Source organism: Allopusillimonas soli (genome assembly GCF_004153445.1).
Taxonomy (GTDB): Bacteria; Pseudomonadota; Gammaproteobacteria; order Burkholderiales; family Burkholderiaceae_B; genus Allopusillimonas; species Allopusillimonas soli.
Genome location: NZ_SDQC01000002.1, coordinates 656,636 through 675,625, shown reverse-complemented (window position 1 = coordinate 675,625; position 18,990 = coordinate 656,636). Strand labels below are relative to the sequence as shown.

At 61.6% G+C, this 18,990-nt stretch carries 17 protein-coding genes; 16 read left to right on the top strand and 1 reads right to left on the bottom strand.

Annotated features, from left to right (window positions below):
- Positions 1 to 5 precede the first annotated feature (5 nt).
- The 11 genes from ERD78_RS08955 (at position 6) to trmD (ending at position 11,073) form a co-directional block, all read left to right on the top strand.
- A complete protein-coding gene (locus ERD78_RS08955; protein WP_129968915.1) occupies positions 6 to 1,361 on the top strand; it encodes a type IV pilus inner membrane component PilO in 1,356 nt (451 codons plus the stop codon).
- Positions 1,342 to 1,776, top strand: a complete 435-nt coding sequence (locus tag ERD78_RS08950; protein WP_129968914.1) for a hypothetical protein — start codon at positions 1,342 to 1,344, stop codon at positions 1,774 to 1,776. The genes ERD78_RS08955 and ERD78_RS08950 overlap by 20 nt, the downstream gene beginning before the upstream one ends.
- A complete protein-coding gene (locus ERD78_RS08945) occupies positions 1,773 to 3,542 on the top strand; it encodes an ATPase, T2SS/T4P/T4SS family (protein WP_167668889.1) in 1,770 nt (589 codons plus the stop codon). Before ERD78_RS08950 ends, ERD78_RS08945 begins: the two co-directional genes overlap by 4 nt.
- On the top strand, positions 3,539 to 4,678 hold the full coding sequence (locus ERD78_RS08940) for a general secretion pathway protein (RefSeq protein WP_129968912.1): 1,140 nt from the start codon (positions 3,539 to 3,541) through the stop codon (positions 4,676 to 4,678). The genes ERD78_RS08945 and ERD78_RS08940 overlap by 4 nt, the downstream gene beginning before the upstream one ends.
- Positions 4,679 to 4,716: 38 nt before the next feature.
- Positions 4,717 to 5,325, top strand: a complete 609-nt coding sequence (locus ERD78_RS08935) for a type 4 pilus major pilin (protein WP_245152393.1) — start codon at positions 4,717 to 4,719, stop codon at positions 5,323 to 5,325.
- A 21-nt stretch (positions 5,326 to 5,346) separates the two neighbouring features.
- The gene (locus ERD78_RS08930) at positions 5,347 to 6,216 is read left to right on the top strand and encodes a hypothetical protein (protein WP_129968911.1); all 870 of its coding nucleotides are present in this window, start codon (positions 5,347 to 5,349) and stop codon (positions 6,214 to 6,216) included.
- 105 nt (positions 6,217 to 6,321) lie between these two features.
- Positions 6,322 to 8,943, top strand: a complete 2,622-nt coding sequence (gene alaS / locus ERD78_RS08925) for an alanine--tRNA ligase (protein WP_129968910.1) — start codon at positions 6,322 to 6,324, stop codon at positions 8,941 to 8,943.
- A gap of 22 nt (positions 8,944 to 8,965) precedes the next feature.
- Positions 8,966 to 9,217 (top strand): sulfurtransferase TusA family protein, encoded by a 252-nt coding sequence (locus ERD78_RS08920; RefSeq protein WP_129968909.1) that lies wholly within the window; start codon positions 8,966 to 8,968, stop codon positions 9,215 to 9,217.
- A 112-nt stretch (positions 9,218 to 9,329) separates the two neighbouring features.
- Positions 9,330 to 9,584 (top strand): 30S ribosomal protein S16, encoded by a 255-nt coding sequence (gene rpsP, locus ERD78_RS08915; RefSeq protein WP_129968908.1) that lies wholly within the window; start codon positions 9,330 to 9,332, stop codon positions 9,582 to 9,584.
- Positions 9,585 to 9,603: 19 nt separating this feature from the next.
- Positions 9,604 to 10,194 (top strand): ribosome maturation factor RimM, encoded by a 591-nt coding sequence (gene rimM, locus ERD78_RS08910; protein ID WP_129968907.1) that lies wholly within the window; start codon positions 9,604 to 9,606, stop codon positions 10,192 to 10,194.
- A 66-nt stretch (positions 10,195 to 10,260) separates the two neighbouring features.
- On the top strand, positions 10,261 to 11,073 hold the full coding sequence (gene trmD, locus ERD78_RS08905) for a tRNA (guanosine(37)-N1)-methyltransferase TrmD (protein ID WP_129968906.1): 813 nt from the start codon (positions 10,261 to 10,263) through the stop codon (positions 11,071 to 11,073).
- Position 11,074: 1 nt separating this feature from the next.
- Here trmD and ERD78_RS08900 read toward each other — a convergent pair whose 3' ends face one another.
- Positions 11,075 to 13,948 (bottom strand): valine--tRNA ligase, encoded by a 2,874-nt coding sequence (locus ERD78_RS08900; protein ID WP_129968905.1) that lies wholly within the window; start codon positions 13,946 to 13,948, stop codon positions 11,075 to 11,077.
- 281 nt (positions 13,949 to 14,229) lie between these two features.
- Here ERD78_RS08900 and ndk point away from each other — a divergent pair, with 281 nt between their 5' ends.
- Genes ndk through hisS form a run of 5 tightly spaced genes read left to right on the top strand, consistent with a single transcriptional unit; the run spans position 14,230 to position 18,989 of the window.
- Entirely contained in the window at positions 14,230 to 14,655 is a 426-nt protein-coding gene (gene ndk, locus ERD78_RS08895; protein ID WP_129968904.1) for a nucleoside-diphosphate kinase, read from the top strand.
- A 17-nt stretch (positions 14,656 to 14,672) separates the two neighbouring features.
- The gene (gene rlmN / locus ERD78_RS08890; RefSeq protein WP_129968903.1) at positions 14,673 to 15,845 is read left to right on the top strand and encodes a dual-specificity RNA methyltransferase RlmN; all 1,173 of its coding nucleotides are present in this window, start codon (positions 14,673 to 14,675) and stop codon (positions 15,843 to 15,845) included.
- Positions 15,842 to 16,420: a helix-turn-helix domain-containing protein gene (locus tag ERD78_RS08885; RefSeq protein WP_245152392.1), complete on the top strand. Its 579-nt coding sequence runs from the start codon at positions 15,842 to 15,844 to the stop codon at positions 16,418 to 16,420. The genes rlmN and ERD78_RS08885 overlap by 4 nt, the downstream gene beginning before the upstream one ends.
- Positions 16,417 to 17,703, top strand: a complete 1,287-nt coding sequence (ispG, locus tag ERD78_RS08880) for a flavodoxin-dependent (E)-4-hydroxy-3-methylbut-2-enyl-diphosphate synthase (RefSeq protein WP_129968902.1) — start codon at positions 16,417 to 16,419, stop codon at positions 17,701 to 17,703. Before ERD78_RS08885 ends, ispG begins: the two co-directional genes overlap by 4 nt.
- A complete protein-coding gene (hisS, locus tag ERD78_RS08875; RefSeq protein WP_129968901.1) occupies positions 17,700 to 18,989 on the top strand; it encodes a histidine--tRNA ligase in 1,290 nt (429 codons plus the stop codon). The genes ispG and hisS overlap by 4 nt, the downstream gene beginning before the upstream one ends.
- Position 18,990 lies beyond the last annotated feature (1 nt).

Genomic DNA, 18,990 nt, shown 5'->3' with positions numbered 1-18,990 from the left:
TGTCCATGCACGAGCCTTTGCTGATACCCACAGGGCGCTGCACACTGCTGTTTGGCATGTCGTGGTTTACGGTGCTTGATGCGCAGCCGGCGAAAGCGGGCATGCGCATTGCAAGGCGATATCGCGCCACGCACAGCGTGATTACCGGACCCGAGCTTTCTGCTGTGGGCATCGCGGTGCTGCGCCAGCCTCAGCATGTACCGTTGCCGAATTCGGCAGCCGCGATTTTCGCCGCCTTGTATCCAACCGGAGCCACAGCCATGGCCATGCCTGTCGGTTCCGATGCGATCTGGCTGGTGGCGGCTCACGAAGGCATGGTCGTGGCCAGTACCGACCGTCTTTGCCGCGATATGGAAGAAGCGCGGCAGGCATTGGCGGAGCTGCGCCTATCGTTTCCTCATCTGTGCGTACTGGACGAAGCTTCGTCGCATCCAATGCCCAATATCGAAGCTCTGGCCCGCGCGGCAGACACCGCGACGACGTTGCGGAAGGTGTCCTATGCCTTCCAGCCCATTCCCATCGCCGCGGCTTGCGCAGGGCTTCTTCTGCTATGCGCCGTGTTCGCCCTGTGGTTTGGCGCAGCGCCGGCCGGCCTGCGGGTGGCCATGGTTGGCAGTCCGTCCGCATCGGCCTCAGATCCCATGCATGATGCGCCAGCAAGGGATGCACCACCCACGCCCATCATTCATGGGACGGCTGGACTGCGGGCTTTGCTGCAATCTTTGCACCGGCTACCGGTGCGACTTGATGGATGGCTGCTCACTACAATGCGATGCGAGGCCATCTTACTTCGCTGGGATTGCAGCGCAGAGTACACGCGCCATGGCACGCCTGGCAATGAAAGCCTATTGCGACCCGCCCTGCCTGGATGGCACATTGCGTTCCAAGGGCTGGACGTGGCTCGGGCGACATGGCAGATGCCCTCGCCAGGCCGCCCGCTTCATGGAGGGCGTGTCAGCCTGGCTGCAGACAACGACAGAGCCCTGCTGCCAGCGCTTCAGACGATACGCCCGGCCTTTACGGTGCTCGACACTGGCCCGTCCGAGATGCTGGCGTCGCCTGTGCCGCCCCACGCCGCGAATGCCACTGATCGGCGGTATCGATCCAGGCACTTGCGTGTCGAGGGGCCGCTCAGGTCTGTCAGCCTCATGGTACCGCTCGCCATGGACATGGGCTGGCAGACCGTCCACCTTGGCCATCGGACCCTGGAGAAACCCGATGCCAGGCAAAGTGCCTTGATGATTTCTCTTTCTGGAGCCTTGTATGAAATCTGGAGTCCCCATGCCGCCGCCATTATCTCCGAGTCCGCGCAGGTTCTGGACGCGTCGTTGGCGGGCGACCATGGTCTGCTTGGCGATTAGTCCGTCTGCCGCACCAACGCATGCATCGGCGGCGAGCGCTGCATCCATCGCCGCACAAGAAGAAGCGGACAGGATGCTGGTGTACGAGCTGATGCAGCTGGAAGCCGACGCCGCGCTCAATCAGGCGCGCACAGGCGTGCTTCGTGCCGGGCGACATGATGGCATGGAAACAAGCCCGAGCGCCGACCGGCCGAAGTTGCTCGCGCTCTATGGTTCGGGCGACAGGCTATTGGCGCATGTGTCGGTCAATGGACAGCCCATGGTCTATGTGCGCGGCCGCGCGCGGCCCTTGGGGCCGGTGCAGCAAGAGCCCGCCTACCTGTTGCGTGAAATGTCGGCGTCGTGCGTACGGCTTGAGGGCGAACAAGATTCCCATACGCTATGCGTTTACCCCGACCTTCAGGTACGGCCATGATACGGCGTTACCTTAGACGCCGACGCCCTGCGACCGGGCTCTCGGGCTCATCGGATATCCAGCCGCGTTTCAATACGGCCGATGCTGTGGTGTTGCCCAATAGCGAGGCACTACTGGCCATGCAGCCCGGCGCGTTACGTGCGCTCACCGCCGAGCTTGGACTGGAGATGCTGTCGGGCCGGCTCGCGCCCGTGTTGCTGGAGAGCGGCGATGTCGCGCTTTTCGCGCTGGCGGAGCATGTGGCCGGCGATCAGGCAGAGGAAGTATTGCGACGCGTAAAGGCAAACGGCTATTTGACGGCATCGCCGCAGCGTTACGTTGTGACGGCGCCCATGCTGCAGGCTGTTCTGCGCGGGCAGGGCATGGTTGCGGGCCGCCAATCCATAGCAGATGTGCCGGATCCGTCCAGGCCCGCGCTTGGCGGCGCCTTTCACGATCTGGTGTCATGGGGCGTGCGGCATGGTGCGACCGACATCCATCTGAACGTGCACAGGGATCGCGAGGTTTCTGAAGTGCGGTACACCATCGATGGCCGGTATGTTCAGCCCGACTGCTTCAAGGGCATTGCAACCAGCGTGCTGCTTGACATGCTTTCGGTCGCCTGGATGGATATACGAGGCGGGAATGGCGCCGTGTTTGACCCTGGCCGAGAACAGCAAGGGGTCATGGCGCTCAATATCGATGGCGCCCCATGTCGTGCTCGCTGGTCTTCCCTGGCCGCGGAGTCCGGCCCGAGCGTCTGCCTTCGGCTTCTCTCCAGCCGCGGGAATATGCTCGCCAAAAGTCTTGACGGCCTTGGCTATCTGCCTGATCAGACTGCCCAGATCCAGCGCGCGTTGAACGCGGAAGGAGGCGCGGTCATCTTCGCAGGGGCGGTGGGGGCAGGGAAGTCCACCACCCTCGCCGTGTTGCTGCACGGTTTGGCGCAGCACCGGAAAGTGGTCACGATAGAAGATCCTGTCGAGTATGCCATTCCCGGCGCCATTCAGAACTCGATAGCCCGCGACCTCGGGCATGCCGCGCACGAAGCCTATGCAGCAAAGCTGCGTGCGGTGAAGCGTTCGGCGGCACACGATGTGCTCTTGGGAGAAATACGTGACCGGGAAACAGGCAGGGCCTTCATGGATCTGGCTTCATCCGGTGTCAACGTATATGCCACTGTGCATGCCCTTTCCGCCGACTTGATTCCCGCAAGGCTGGCCTCCGATTTCATCGGCGTGTCGAAGGATTTTCTTGCGACGCCCGGCATGCTGCGCCTGCTTGTTTATCAGGCGCTAATCCCGGCGCTCTGCCAGCGCTGCGCCCAGCCTGCCGATAGATTGCTGGCTGGTGCGCCTGGCGCCGATGGACAAAATCGGTGCGGCAGGTATTGGCAGCGCTGGTTGGATATTCTGTGCCAGCTTTACGAGCGTTCGACGGATACCTTGCGCATTCGCAATCCCGAAGGGTGTGAGGCCTGCTCGCTCGGCAAGCCTGTTGAGCTGCGAGGCTATGAAGGCCACACATTGGCGGCGGAGGTGGTTGAGCCGGCCATGGCGTGTGCGCCCGAGATGTCGGCTATGGCATGCGCCGTGGATAAGGCGTTCGCCGGCATGGTGGACCCAAGGGATGTGGAGCCACGATTTCGCGCGTTTGAAACCGAACTGATTGTTGCAAAGAAAGCCGGACGACATTCTCCGCATGTAGGGCATCCGGCAGTCCTGGACTGGCCGGGGCTGCCCATGGCGAGGACGGCTGTCCCCGCGTCGCGGCTGGAGCATACATGATGGGTCTCCAGTCGAACCGCGTCGTTTTCCACCGCCCCTGGTGGTCCGGTCTGCGCATGCATCTTGACGCATATCGCTTCAGGTCAGGTCGAGGAGAATATTGCGACTATCTGGCCTGCCTGCTCCAAGGGCAGCGCGGAAGCCAGACTCTGCGAGAGATCTTTCGCCAGGACGCTCGCCGCCATGGGCGACGATCTGTGCGCGGACGCCTATCGGCAGCCTGGCTGCAAGCCTATGAGGCAAGCGGCGCGGATCTATACATGACTTGGCGGCACTGCTTTCCCCAAGGCGAACTGGCGGCCATCCGCAGTGCTCAGGCCGTGGGCAACGAGGCGCTCACCCAGACGCTCCGGGCGCTTGCAGGCGCGGCCGATATGGAATCCAGGTTGCGGCGCATTGTTGCCTCCGCGCTCTGGTCTGCCTGCGTGGCCATTGCGTTGCTGGTTCTCATGCTGTTGGCTGTGCCCTGGTTTACCGTACCGCGCTTGATGCAGGTGTTCTCAAGCCTTCCTCCCGCATTGCACGGGCAGACCGTCCAGGGTTTGATCGCCTTTGCAGCGGTGGTGGATCGTTGGTGCATCCCGCTCGCGTTGACCGCCATCGCAGCATGGATAGGGGTGCGATGGTCCCTGCCCAACGCGGTGGGGCCGGTGCGCTCATGGCTGGACCAATTTGCGCTCTGGCGCCTGTATCGCCATATGCAAGGCACGCGCCTGCTGTCCCTGCTGGTAATCCTGCTGGGGGAGGGGGCCGAAGCCAACATGCGCCTGCGCACCGCCTTGCGGCTGCTGGGAGAAGGCGCAACGCCCTGGTTGGCCTATTGCGCCAATAGGCTGCGCCAGCGCGTCGATGCCGGCTATACAGGCGGCGCCATTTTCCGTACGGGTCTGCTCGACAGGGAAGACAGTTGGTTCCTGGATGACATGATATGCGCGCGCGGCCTGCGCGAAGGCTTGTCGTTCACTGTGAATCGGTTGTGCATACACATGCTGCGCAATGCGGCGCGCCTGGCTGTGGCGCTGCGCTGGGTCCTGCTGCTTGGGGTGCTGGCCGCCATGCTGGGGCTTTGCCTTTGGCACTATGCCGCCATCGACGAGATGCGCCGCACGATCACACTTTTCCATGCCGGCCAATAGGCACCCGGCGCCCGTTCCATTCCTTCGACGGAGATTCCATGCACGATACCCGCAAAGCAGCCACGATGCACTCGACTAACGCCCTTATTTGCGCTCAGGCCCGTGTCCAGTTCGGTTTTTCGCTTCTGGAGGTCTCGATTGCGACAGCAGTCATACTTTTGCTTGCCATCATAGGCATACCTGCCATCAACAACCATGTCATCGAAAGCAGGGTTCCCAAGGCAGGCGAGGAAGTTGCCCGCTTTGCGCTGCACGCGCGGGTAAACGCCGCGCAGTCGTCAACGGCGCCATATCGCGGTATCGGCACGCATATGCTGGCGGCGCTGGCGGACGGATCCGGCGCGCTGACCGTGCTCGGCAACGGCCCCAACGTGCGTGTGCTGCACGGGCTGGGAAGCGACGGCGAAATTCGCGTTGGGGAGCATGCTTCAGGCACAGGCATGACGGTGACGTTCACGCGAGTGAACGGTGCGGCGTGCCCGGGCATCGCATCGGTCCTGCAGCGCATGGCCTCGAGCATTACGCTGTCGGCCGCGGGGCGCAGCCATGTGACACTCAAGGATGCGGGTGTGGCATACAGCGCCGTGCAGGCGGCGGCGCACTGCGCGAAAGGAGACGCGAACACGTTCACCTTTGTCATGGGTTGAGACGGGATGGCCTGGCATGCCATGTGGAGGCAACGCGGTTACGCCTTGCTTGAACTGAGCCTGGCGGTGCTGCTGAGCACGCTGATCGCCGCATGGAGCGCTTCAGCCCTTATGGCCCGGGTAGACGAAATGCGTGCGCAGTCCAGCGCACAATGGATGCTTACAGTGCAGGATGCCGCGGCTGGATACCTTTCGCGGCATGATCATGATCTGACCGTGGGAGGAGCGGCCGGCAAGCTGGCCGAATCGGGATATGCCGACTGGGCCGCGCCGACTGTTGCCGAATTGCGTGCCCAGGGCTTGTTGCCTCCGGGATTTCCCCTGCACGTCAAGCCGGGCGGTGGGGCGCGAGTGCGTATTTTGCGGGGCCGGGGCTGCCCGGGGCCTGCATGCACGATGCAGGCACTGGTCCACAGCGAAACACCTTTCTTGAAAGAGGCTTTCAGGGGCGTTGGCACGGCCGTGTTGCGCGCCGAAGTCGACGAGCGTCTGGTCGCAAACTGGCTGCTTGCCGCCGGCGGCAAGGGAGGATGGGTCAATCCGAGGCGGCCAGAGTACGTCGCAGGCCCGGTGTTTTCCTGGCCCAACCCCGCGTGGGAAGGCCCGCCATTGCCGCCGGGAACGGTGGCTCTCAGCGTTTCGGCGGTCGCCGCCCGCGGCCAGACGTCGATAGCGTCTGGATCAAAAACGTTGGACATTCTGGGCCCATTTTTTCAGGACGAGGCTGGTCATTGCCTACCGGCCCGTGGCGGACTGGCAGCGGGTGCCGGGCTGACGCACTGCGACTGCCCGGCCGACATGTATCCGGTGGCGCTGGCGAATGTCCGCCGCTCGAGCGCCGGCGGCACATCGGGCGCCGATCGGGCTGCGGGCTTTGTCTGCATACGTTGAGCCCGGCCGACGATGTGGCCTATGGGCGATCTGGCTGGTCTGGCATGACGGCGAATGCAAACACACTCTATAATGAACGGTTACCTGATACACGTGCGTTGTGCAATGAAAACATCCGAAATACGCCAGAAATTCCTGTCTTTCTTCGAATCGAAAGGCCATCAGGTCGTCGCCTCGTCGTCGCTCGTTCCGGCCAATGACCCCACACTGCTGTTCACCAACGCAGGCATGGTTCAGTTCAAGGACGTATTCACCGGCAAGGAGAGCCGCCCATACAGCCGCGCGACCACGGCACAGCGCTGCGTGCGCGCGGGCGGCAAGCACAACGATCTCGAGAATGTCGGATATACCGCCAGGCATCACACTTTCTTCGAGATGCTGGGCAACTTCAGTTTCGGGGATTACTTCAAGCGCGACGCCATTCATTATGCCTGGGAGCTGCTTACCAAGGTATATGGCCTGCCGGCTGACAAGCTCACCGTCACCGTCTATCAGGAAGACGACGAGGCATACGATATCTGGGACAAGGAAATCGGCGTGCCGCGCGAACGCATTATTCGCATTGGTGACAACAAGGGCGGGCGCTATGCCTCCGACAACTTCTGGCAGATGGCCGACACCGGCCCCTGCGGGCCCTGTTCCGAGGTGTTCTACGATCATGGACCGGAAATCTGGGGCGGCCCTCCCGGGTCGCCGGAGGAAGACGGGGACCGCTACATTGAAATCTGGAATCTGGTGTTCATGCAATTCGAGCGTTCCGCAGACGGCACAATGACGCCGCTGCCTAGCCCCTGCGTCGACACCGGCATGGGCCTGGAACGCATCGCCGCCGTGCTGCAGCATGTGCATTCGAACTACGAGATTGACCTTTTTCAGGCCCTTATCAAGGCGGCTGCGCGTGAAACCGGCACGTCCGATCTAGGCAACAACTCGCTCAAGGTCATTGCGGATCACATCCGCGCCTGCAGTTTCCTTATTGTTGACGGCGTCATTCCCGGCAATGAAGGGCGCGGCTATGTCCTGCGCCGCATCATTCGCCGAGCGCTGCGCCATGGCCACAAGTTGGGCCAGTCAAGCCTTTTCTTCCATCGCCTGGTTGGCGACCTGGTTCAACAGATGGGGCAGGCATATCCGGAGCTTGCCACCCAGCAGGGCAGGGTCGAACATGTTTTGCGCCAGGAGGAAGAACGATTCAGCGAAACGCTGGAGCATGGGATCAAGATCCTCGATGCCGCCCTGGCGGATGTTCCCGAGCATGGTGTGTTGGATGGGCAGACCCTTTTCACGCTATACGACACCTATGGATTTCCAGTCGATCTGACCGCCGACATATGCCGTGAGCGGAATGTCAATGTGGATCTTGAAGGATTCGAGGCGGCGATGAACCAGCAGCGTGAGCAGGCACGCGCGGCAGGCAAGTTCAAGGCGGCGGGGTCTCTGTCCTACAGTGGCGTGGACACGCGATTCGAGGGCTACGAGCACCTGCAGGGCCTTGGCACCGTGACAGGACTCTATATCGATGGCACGTCGGTGTCCTCGGTGCAAGCAGGCCAGGCGGCGGTAGTGGTCCTGGATGCCACACCCTTCTATGCGGAGTCTGGGGGGCAGGTTGGCGACTCGGGCGTGCTTGAGGGCGGAGGCGTGCACTTTCGGGTAGACGACACCCAGAAGATTCAAAGCAATGTTTTCGGCCATCACGGCACCCTCATGGAAGGCACCCTCACAGTGGGCGATACGGTCGATGCTCGTGTGGATGCAGTAAGGCGCGCTCGTACGGTTCGCAACCATTCCGCGACCCATCTCATGCACAAGGCGCTGCGACAGGTCCTGGGCGATCATGTCCAACAGCGCGGTTCGCTTGTCGATGCCGAGAAGACCCGTTTTGACTTTGCGCACGATGCACCCATGACGGCGCAGCAGATTGCCGAGGTCGAGCGCATCGTCAACGACGAGGTGCTGTCCAATCAGCCCGCGAACGCCAGGGTCATGCCTTACGACGAGGCCGTAAAGGGTGGTGCGATGGCGCTGTTTGGTGAAAAATACGGAGACACCGTTCGCGTCCTGGATATCGGATTTTCCCGGGAACTGTGCGGCGGCACCCACGTTGCACGCACCGGGGATATCGGCCTGTTCAAGATAGTGTCCGAGGGCGGCGTAGCTGCCGGCGTGCGGCGCGTCGAGGCCATTACCGGCGACAATGCGGTTCGCTGGGTACAGCAGGCCAGCGACACCCTGGCGCAGGCCGCTGGCCTTCTTCGGACGCAGCCTGCGGGCCTGACTGAGCGCATTCAGCAGATGCAGGGGCAGATCAAGCAACTCGAACGCGATCTGGATCAGGCCAAGAGCAAGCTTGCCGCTTCGGCAGGGAGCGATCTGGCATCGCAGGCCATTGCCATGCCAGGCGATGCTCGGTTGCTTGTCGCCAATATAGCCGGGGCCGATCCGAAAGCACTGCGAGGCATGGTCGATCAACTCAAGGACAAGCTGAAGTCCGCCGTCGTATTGCTGGCCACCGTGGCCGACGACAAAATCAGCCTTGTTGGCGGCGTCACGGCGGATCTTGCAAGTAAGGTCAAGGCCGGGGAACTCGTATCAATGGTTGCTGCGCAGATTGGCGGCAAAGGTGGTGGCCGCCCGGAGATGGCCATGGGCGGGGGTTCGGATATTGCTTCGTTGCCCGACGCCACGGCCAGCGTCGAGGCGTGGGTGCGCGAAAGGCTTGCCTGACTTTCCGTTGCGACACATTCTTATGATGACTACACAGAATCCGCCGCCTGCCGTCGACATGGAAATCGACACGTCCGGCCTGAAGTGTCCGTTACCCATTCTGCGTGCCAAGAAAGCCTTGGCGCAGTTGCATAGCGGCCAGGTGCTCAAGGTGATTACCACTGACCCACATGCTGTCCGCGACTTCGAAGCTTTTGCGCGGCAGACCGGCAACACGCTGGAGGCGCAGCACGACCAGGGCGCGAGCGTGGCGCATTTTTTGCGCAGGCGTTGACGTCGGTGTTGCCTTTTGTGCCCGCAAGGTCTTTCACAGGTCAAATATTTGGCGTAAGTAGCCAAATAATGCTAGAATCTCTTGTTTTTCACCGTATTTTCAAAGGATTACCATGGTTGTGATTCGTCTTGCCCGTGGCGGCTCGAAGAAGCGTCCGTTTTACAACGTTGTGGCAGCCGACTCGCGTAATCGCCGCGATGGCCGCTTTATCGAGCGCGTGGGCTTTTACAACCCTGTGGCCGCCGACGGCGCCGAAAGCCTGCGCCTGTCTATGGACCGTGTGCAGTACTGGGCCGACAATGGCGCCCAGTTGTCTCCCGCAGTAGCTCGTCTAGTCAAGCAATACGCCGCGCAGCCTGCCGCCTGACGGCGCAGCGGCAATACCGATGCCGTCCGACCTTGTCGAACTCGGGCGCGTCGTATCGGCCTATGGCATACGCGGCTGGGTCAAAGTGCAGCCGCATGCCGCAGACGGCGACACCCTGCTTGGGGTAAAGGCATGGTGGCTTAGAGCGCCCGTCCCTCCAGGGAGTACGGGCGCTTTGCCGTCTGCGCTGGCAATACGCGTCGCAGCCTGCCGGCTCCATGGCGGGCATGTCGTGGCCCAGCTCGAAGGCATAGGCGATAGAGATCAGGCCCAGGCGCTCAAGGGATATACGGTATGGGTGCCTCGGGATCAGTTTCCGCAGCCCGACGAAAATGAATACTATTGGGTCGATCTGATCGGTTGCCGCCTGTACGGTGAACACGAGGGCGAGGCTGCTCTCATAGGCATCGTGGAAGATGTCGTGGACAATGGCGCGCATGGCGTTCTTCGGGTCAGCCGCCAAATCGAGGACGCCGATGGCCAGTGCCAGCCGGTGCTTTCGGCGCGTGGCAAGCCGATGGATGTACTGGTTCCCTTCGTGGCCGCGCATGTGCACACCGTTGACCTAGCCAACAGGCGGTTGGTCAGCAACTGGCCCGCAGCGTTCTGAAGCTGAACGGCGGTGTTCTGATTCAAGGCCCTGCATTCCACCTATCACAAAGGGTTCCAGATGGTCGTGCGCTTCGACGTTGTTTCTCTTTTTCCCGACATGTTCTCAGTCGTCCGCGATGCGGGTGTAACCGGTCGCGCCCACAGGCAAGGTCTATGGAACTTGCGGGCATGGAATCCAAGAGACTTTACGCAGGACGCGCATCGGACGGTGGATGATCGCCCCTATGGCGGAGGACCCGGCATGGTCATGCTGGCTGATCCCCTGGAGCAGGCAGTGGACGCCGCGCTGGCGGCAAGCCAGGGCCGCCCCGAGGGCAGGGGGCTTGCTGCCGCAAACAAGGTGTTGCAGGACGGGGTGCCGGTGATTCTGCTTAGTCCCGCCGGCCAGGTGTTCGATCAGGCCAGGGCACAGGCCTTGGCCAGCAGCGACGGGGCCGTGCTGGTCTGTGGCCGCTACGAAGGTGTGGACCAGCGTTTCATCGATCGTTGCGTCACGCATGAGATATCCCTGGGTGATTTTGTGCTGTCTGGCGGCGAAATCGCCGCTTTGGCTATCATCGATGCCGCCGTGCGTCTTTTGCCAGGGGTGCTGAACGATGCGGAGTCAGCGCTGCAGGACTCGTTCAATCCTGTGTTGGCAGGCTTGCTCGATAGCCCGCACTATACGCGGCCAGAATGTTTCGAAGAGGCGGTCGTACCTGCGGCGCTGTTATCGGGACATCACGGGAATATTGCGGCTTGGCGCCGGCGCCAGTCGCTGATACTGACCGCCTCGCGGCGGCCGGACCTCATCGAGCGCGCACGGCGCGCCGGCCTGCTCTCCGGGGAAGACGAGCGCGTCCTGGCCGAGGCGGCAAAGCCAAACCGGAAGCAATAACCTAGCCCAGCCTGGCCAATTGTTCCTGCACCTTGGCCAGCGTTGCGCCAAAATCCTGCACGCGTGTTTTCTCCTGCTCCACGACCTGTGCCGGGGCACGTTGAATGAAACCTGTATTGGCAAGCTTGGCTTGCGCCTTGCCTATTTCTTTTTCCAGGCGTTCAATTTCCTTGCCCAGCCGCGCGCGTTCAGCATCGCGATCTATTTCCACCCTCAGCATGAGTTGGTTATTTCCAACGACCTGCACGGGTGCACCGATATCGGGCAATTGATCAACGATTTCCACGCTTTCAAGCCGGGCCAGCGCCACAAGATACGGGCTATTGGCCGTCAATGTGGCCTGGTCGCCCTGTGCGACCAGCGGCACCCGCTGCGCGGGAGAAATATTCATTTCGCCTCGCAGCGCACGGACGGCATCGACCTGCGCCTTGAGCTCCGCAATCTGCGCCTGGGACTGGGTATCGACAGCGGACAGGTCAGCCCTGGGATAGGGCTGGATACACAGACTGGTGGTTTCATTCGCGGCACGCTTGCCTGCAACCACCGACACCTTTTGCCACAACTCCTCAGTGATGAAAGGAATGATGGGATGAGCCAGTCGCAGGATGGCCTCGAGCACGCGGATCAATGTGCGGCGGGTGCCCAACTGCTCGGCCGGATTTCCCGCGCTGATCTGTGTCTTTGCCAGCTCCACGTACCAGTCGCAGTACTCATCCCATACAAAGTGATAGAGCGCATTGGCGATGTTGTCGAAGCGGTAGTCGGCGTAACCACGCTCGACATCGGCTTCCAGCAACTGCAGCTGGCCGATGATCCAGCGATCGGCGAATGAGAGTGCCGCCGGCACCTGTTTTCCGTCGACGTCGCAGTTATCGCGAGCAAGGTCATGCCCCTCGGTGTTCATGAGCACGAAGCGGGTGGCATTCCACAACTTGTTGCAGAAATTGCGATAGCCTTCGCAACGCTTGATGTCGAAATTGATGTTGCGCCCCAGCGTGGCGTAGGCCGCCATGGTGAAACGCAACGCGTCGGTGCCGTTCGCCGCAAAGCCGTTCGGGTAGTCTTTGCTGGTCTTCTTTCGGATGCTGGCGGCTTGTTTCGGGTTCATGAGTCCGCTGGTGCGTTTCTCAAGCAACGCGTCCAGGCTAATGCCGTCGATGACGTCCACGGGGTCTATGGTGTTGCCCTTGGACTTGCTCATTTTCTTGCCGTCCATGTCGCACACCAACCCATGCACGTAGACCGTGCGGAACGGCACCTGGCCCGTGAGATGCATGCTCATCATGACCATGCGCGCTACCCAGAAGAAAATGATATCGAAGCCGGTGACCAGCACATTGGAGGGTAGGTAGCGGGCCAGATCGGGTGTTTGTTCCGGCCACCCCAAATCCGTGAAGGGCACCAGGGCCGATGAGAACCAGGTGTCCAGCACATCGGGGTCCCGCGTAAGTGGACCCGTAACGCCGGCAGCCTGTGCCTTGGCACGGGCCTCGTCCTCGTTGCGTGCCACGAAAATTCGGCCATCTTCCGCGTACCAGGCAGGAATCTGGTGGCCCCACCACAGTTGTCGGGAAATACACCAATCCTGTATGTTCTCCAGCCACTGGTTGTAGGTGGTGGTCCAGTTTTCAGGGTAGAACTTGATGCGGCCGTCGGCCACAACCTCAAGCGCCACGTCTGTGATACTTTTGCCAGGGTTCAAGGTTCCCGCAGGGGCGGGCTTGCTCATGGCGACAAACCATTGGTCGGTGAGCATGGGCTCGATGACCGTGCCGGTGCGGTCTCCGCGCGGCACCATGAGCTTGTGCGGCTTGACGCGTTCAAGCAGGCCCTGGGCCTGCAGGTCGGCAACAATTTGTTTACGCGCGTCGAAGCGATCCATACCCTGGTAGGCTACCGGCGCGGTGTCCGCCACCTTCGCGTCCAGCGTCAGTACGCTGATCATGTCCAGGCCGTGCCGCTGGCCCACGGCGTAGTCGTTGAAATCGTGCGCCGGCGTCACTTTGACCACGCCCGTGCCGAATTCACGATCGACGTAATCGTCGGCAATAATGGGGATTTCCCTGCCCACCAGCGGGAGAACCACGCGCGCGCCTATCAGATGGGCATAGCGCTCGTCGTCGGGGTGAACCATGACCGCGACGTCGCCCAGCATGGTTTCAGGACGGGTCGTGGCAACCACGAGATGCGTCACACCGTTGGCCGGCTTGGCCAGCGGGTATCGGATCTCCCACATGCTGCCGTCTTCTTCCTCGCTGACGACCTCCAGATCGGATACCGCCGTGCCCAGAACGGGATCCCAATTGACCAGCCGCTTGCCGCGATAGATGAGGCCCTGCTCGTGCAGGCGGACGAATGTTTCCACCACGCCGCGCGACAGATTGTCGTCCATGGTGAAGTATTCGCGCTGCCAGTCGCAGGAAGAGCCGAGCCGCCGAAACTGCTCGGTGATCGCGCTGCCCGACTTCTGCTTCCAGGCCCATACTTTCTCGACGAATCGCTCCCGGCCGAGGTCATGGCGCGAGACGCCCTGCGCGTCCAGCTGGCGCTCCACAACAATTTGTGTGGCAATGCCGGCATGGTCGGTGCCAGGAATGAAGACTGTGTCGTCGCCGCGCATGCGGTGGTAGCGCACCAGCCCGTCCATGACGGTCTGGTTGAAGGCGTGCCCCATATGCAGCGTGCCTGTGACGTTGGGAGGCGGGAACTGGATGACAAACGGCTGGCTGGCGTGGCCGCTTGCCGGCTGTACGTGCTGCCCGCCCCGAAAATAGCCTCCACGCTCCCATTGCGCGTACCAGCGCGATTCGAGTTCCTGGGGTTCGTAGCTTTTGGATAGTTGATCGGTGCTGCTGGGTGCGGAGTTGGAGGTCATGGTTCTGTGAGTAGGGACGGGCTGTGGCGCGGCCTGGATGTAACGTAAGCCTGCTATTTTATGCTGGAGAGGCGAGCCTGGCGCGTGGTAAAATGCCCGGTTAACATAAACTTCGTGAAAGTTATTGTTTTTACTGGAATTTCTCCCAGGGTTCGCAGTGAACCGAAGAAACCATTTTAACAACCCAATGTCCGAGCCCTTTTCTTCCTCCCCGCTCGCGCGGCATGCGCATCGGCTTGCAGCCGAAAGGTCGGACGCTCACAATCACTTCTGGATACTTCATGGCTATTGAACGCACTCTTTCCATCATCAAACCCGACGCTGTTGCCAAGAACGCCATCGGTCAGATTGTCTCCCGCTTCGAAAAGGCAGGGTTGACGGTCATCGCCGCGCGCCTGCAGCAGCTCTCGCGAGACGAGGCCGAGCGCTTCTATGCCGTCCATAAAGAGCGCCCGTTCTTCAAGGACCTGGTCGATTTCATGGTATCGGGGCCTGTGTTCGTGCAGGTTCTGGAAGGCGAAGGCGCCATCCAGAAGAATCGCGACCTCATGGGGGCGACCGATCCCAAGAAGGCCGAGCCAGGCACGATACGCGCAGATTTCGCCGAAAGCATTGATGCCAATGCGGTGCACGGGTCCGATGCGGCTGAAACCGCTGCGGTGGAAATCGCCTTTTTCTTTCCCGAAAGCAACATCCATAGCCGTTGATACCGGCGCATAACGTCATGCAGCGCACGCTCGTCAAGGCCGATCCGGCCGAACCTGTCAATCTGCTGGGCCTGGACGCCGGCGCACTGGCCGATCTTGTCGGTCAGTGGGGCGGCAAGCCATTTCGCGCCCGGCAACTGCAGCGCTGGATGCATCAGCGCGGGGCCGACTCCTTCGACGACATGACGGATCTGGCGCGCGATTTCCGCGCCCGACTTGCCGGGCACTGCACCATCCATGCGCCCGCCGTGGCCACTGAGCAGCGCTCGGTGGACGGCACGCGAAAATGGCTGTTTGACGTAGGCCGCAATAACGCCGTTGAAACGGTTTTTATTCCCGAGGACGACCGCGGCACACTCTGCATCTCGAGCCAGGCTGGCTGTACCGTAGCCTGCCCCTTCTGCTCGACAGGATACCAGGGCTTTAATCGCAACCTCACCACAGCTGAAATCATCGGGCAGCTTTGGCATGCCCGCCGCACCCTCGAGGCAGACCGGCAGGCCGCGCGCGTTGGCGATGCAAAGCAGGCCGATCCATCGCGCGTCATCAGCAATGTGGTGTTCATGGGCATGGGCGAGCCGCTGCTGAACTACGACCAGGTGCTGGGTGCCTTGCGTCTCATGCTGGATGACAACGCTTACGGGTTGTCGCGTCGAAGGGTCACCGTGTCCACATCCGGCGTCGTGCCCATGATCGATCGTCTCGGGCATGATTGCCCCGTGGCGCTGGCGGTTTCCCTGCACGCGCCCAACGACAGCCTGCGCGACCGGTTGGTGCCGCTCAATCGTAAATATCCGCTGCACGAATTGCTTGACGCCTGCAATCGCTATCTTGAGCATGCGCCACGTGATTTCATCACTTTCGAGTACATTATGCTCGATGGCGTCAACGACAGCGATGAACATGCGCGCGAGCTGCTGGATATTGCCTCCAGGATTCGCTGCAAGTTCAATCTCATTCCTTTCAATCCCTTTCCGCAGTCGGGCCTCAAGCGCTCGCCTGCCGCTCGAGTCCGCCTGTTCGCGCAGCGCCTTATGGACGGCGGCGTGGTCACCACGGTACGCAAGACGCGCGGCGATGATATCGCCGCTGCCTGTGGCCAATTGGCGGGCGATGTCAAGGATCGCACTCGCATCAACGAACGCCTGCCCGATCGTGCCGTCATAGCCATCCACCAGGAGCGCCGATGATTCAACCTCTGTTCAGCGAAGAAGCGCCGCCTCATGCAACCCGGCCCACGCGTACCCATAATGCGGGTCACGACCCCGCCACCGAGATGGATGCCGGCCAGTCCGATCCCCTACAACAGGCAGAACAGGCCGCGGACCACGTCGAGGGCATAGGCGGGCATTTGCGTGCCTTGCGTGAAACACGGCGTATTACCCGCAACGAGGTATCTGCGAGGCTGAAGTTTTCCACCCGCCAGATAGAGGCGCTTGAGGATGAGCGCTGGGGCCAACTGCCGCAGGGCGTTTCCCTGCGCGGCATGGTCAAGAACTACGCCCGTTTTCTCGATGCTGACGTCGATGCCGCGCTGGCCATGCTCGACCAGCAGGTAGGCGGCACGCAGGCTCGCGACGTAGCCAGCGCGGCATCGCTGGGGCTGCCCGACGTGCCTTTGCAGGCCGAATCGGTGTCCCGCCCCTGGGGCTGGCTGGTCATCATACTTGTAGTCCTATTCGTGGCTGGCTTTTATGCCATAGAGCGTGGCTGGGTTCCCGACTCATGGCTGATATTCGAGTGGCTAAAATCACTGCAGCAATGACTGATATTTCAAATTCAGACGTTCCACCGCCTGTTGGCGCCGCGCCGCGGCGCCAGACCCGCGCCACGGTCGTGCGCTGGGGCGGTCACGCCGTACAGGTGGGTGGCGGGGCGCCTGTGGTGGTCCAGTCCATGACCAACACTGACACGGCCGACGCCGCCGCCACGGCCGCCCAAGTGCGTGCACTGGCCCAGGCCGGTTCCGAACTCGTCCGCATAACGGTCAATACGCCGGAGGCTGCGCGCGCCGTGCCCGCCATCCGCGCGCAGCTGGATCGGATGAACGTGTCCGTGCCGCTGGTCGGCGATTTTCACTATAACGGGCATAAGCTTCTGGGCCAGTTTCCCGAGTGCGCGCAGACGCTGTCCAAATATCGCATCAACCCTGGCAATATGGGCGGCGGCAAGAAGCGGGACGATAATTTTGCGCAGATGATAGAAGTCGCCTGCCGCCACGACAAGCCTATACGCATCGGCGTGAATTGGGGCAGTCTGGACCACGAGTTGCTGGCGCGCATGATGGATGACAACGCGCGCCGCGCGCAGCCTTGGGAGGCCCAGGCGGTAATGCGGGATGCGCTGGTAATTTCAGCGATCAGCAATGCCCGCCGCGCCGAGGAACTCGGCCTGAATCCAAATGCCATTGTCCTGTCTTGCAAAGTCAGTCATGTTCAGGACCTCATCACGGTGTATCGGGATCTGTCCGCGCGTTGCGACTATCCGCTACATCTGGGTCTTACCGAGGCCGGCATGGGCAGCAAGGGCATCGTGGCATCCACGGCCGCCCTTGCCGTGCTGCTGCAGCAGGGCATCGGCGACACAATACGCATCTCGCTCACACCGGAACCGGGCGGTGACCGGCGCCGCGAGGTGGTGGTCGCCCAGGAAATACTGCAGACCATGGGGCTGCGCGCCTTTACCCCTATGGTTGTGGCCTGCCCGGGCTGCGGGCGCACCAGCAGCACGGTGTTCCAGGAGCTGGCCAACGATATCCAGGCTTACTTGCGCGAACAGATGCCACTCTGGAAGACGCGCTACCCCGGTGTCGAAAACATGAATGTGGCCGTCATGGGCTGCGTGGTGAACGGCCCCGGCGAAAGTCGCCACGCAGATATTGGCATCAGCTTGCCGGGCACTGGCGAAGTGCCCTCGGCGCCCGTCTACATCGATGGGGAGCGCACCATCACCCTCAAGGGCGACAATATCGCGGTTGAATTCCAGGCCATCGTCGAAAACTACGTACAGCGCCGCTATGGGCGCAGCGCACACGCTTCACAATCATGACATCATCGTTCCAGAAAGTCCGTGCCCTTACCGGCATGAAGGATCTCTTGCCGGACAGCAGCGCAAGTTGGGAAAATCTCGAGGCCACAATAAGGGCCTGGCTGGCCTCGTATGGGTATCGCAACATGCGTACCCCGGTGCTGGAGCATACTCGCCTGTTTACCCGCGGCATCGGCGAAGTCACCGATATCGTCGAGAAGGAAATGTATTCCTTCAACGATGCCCTGAATGACGAGCACCTCACCATGCGTCCGGAGTTCACTGCCGGCATGGTGCGCGCAACCATTGAGCACAACCTGCTCTACGATAGGCCACAGCGTGTCTACGCAATGGGCCCGGTCTTTCGGCACGAGAAGCCGCAGCGGGGGCGTTATCGCCAGTTTCACCAGATCGATGTCGAGGCGCTGGGATTTGCGGGGCCGGACATCGATGCGGAGCTCATTGTCATGTTGTCCAGGCTCTGGAAGCTGCTGGGGCTGAATGCGATCCGGCTCGAGCTCAACTCCCTTGGGCAGGCCGAAGAAAGAGCGGCGCATCGCGCCGCGCTGGTGCGCCATCTGGAGCAGCACAAGTCGGTTCTCGACGAAGAGGCGCTGCGGCGCATGCACACCAACCCGCTGCGTGTCCTTGACACCAAGAACCCCGTCATGCAGAGCATGGCCGACAGCGCACCGCGCCTTTACGATTTCCTGGGCGAGCAGTCTCTGGCTCATTTCCAGGGGGTTTGTGACAGGCTGGACGACGCGGGTATCCCCTACACGCTGAATCCTCGCCTGGTCCGCGGGCTCGACTACTACAATCTGACTGTCTTCGAATGGGTTACCGACCAGCTCGGCGCGCAGGGTACTGTTTGCGGAGGCGGGCGCTATGATGGTCTTATCGGGCTTTTGGGCGGCCGGCCGGCACCGGCCGTGGGCTTCGCCATTGGCATGGAGCGTCTCCTCGATCTTTGCGAGCAGCAAGAGGCGGCGGACAGCCGCCCAGAGTGCGACATATATATGGTTCATCAAGGCGAGGCGGCCCAGCGGCAGTGCATGCGTCTAGCCGAGCGCTTGCGCGATGAAGGCTTGCGTGTCATTGTTCATGCCGGTCCGGGCAGCTTCAAGGCGCAATTCAAGCGTGCCGATAACAGCGGCGCGCATGCGGCGGTGGTCCTTGGCGACAGCGAGCTCGAGTCTGCGCTCGCCAGTGTCAAATGGCTGCGCGACCAGGATGACAAAGGGCAGGGCCAGCAGGAACCCGTACCGTTCGATCAATTGGCAACTATATTGAAAACCAGGATTTGAA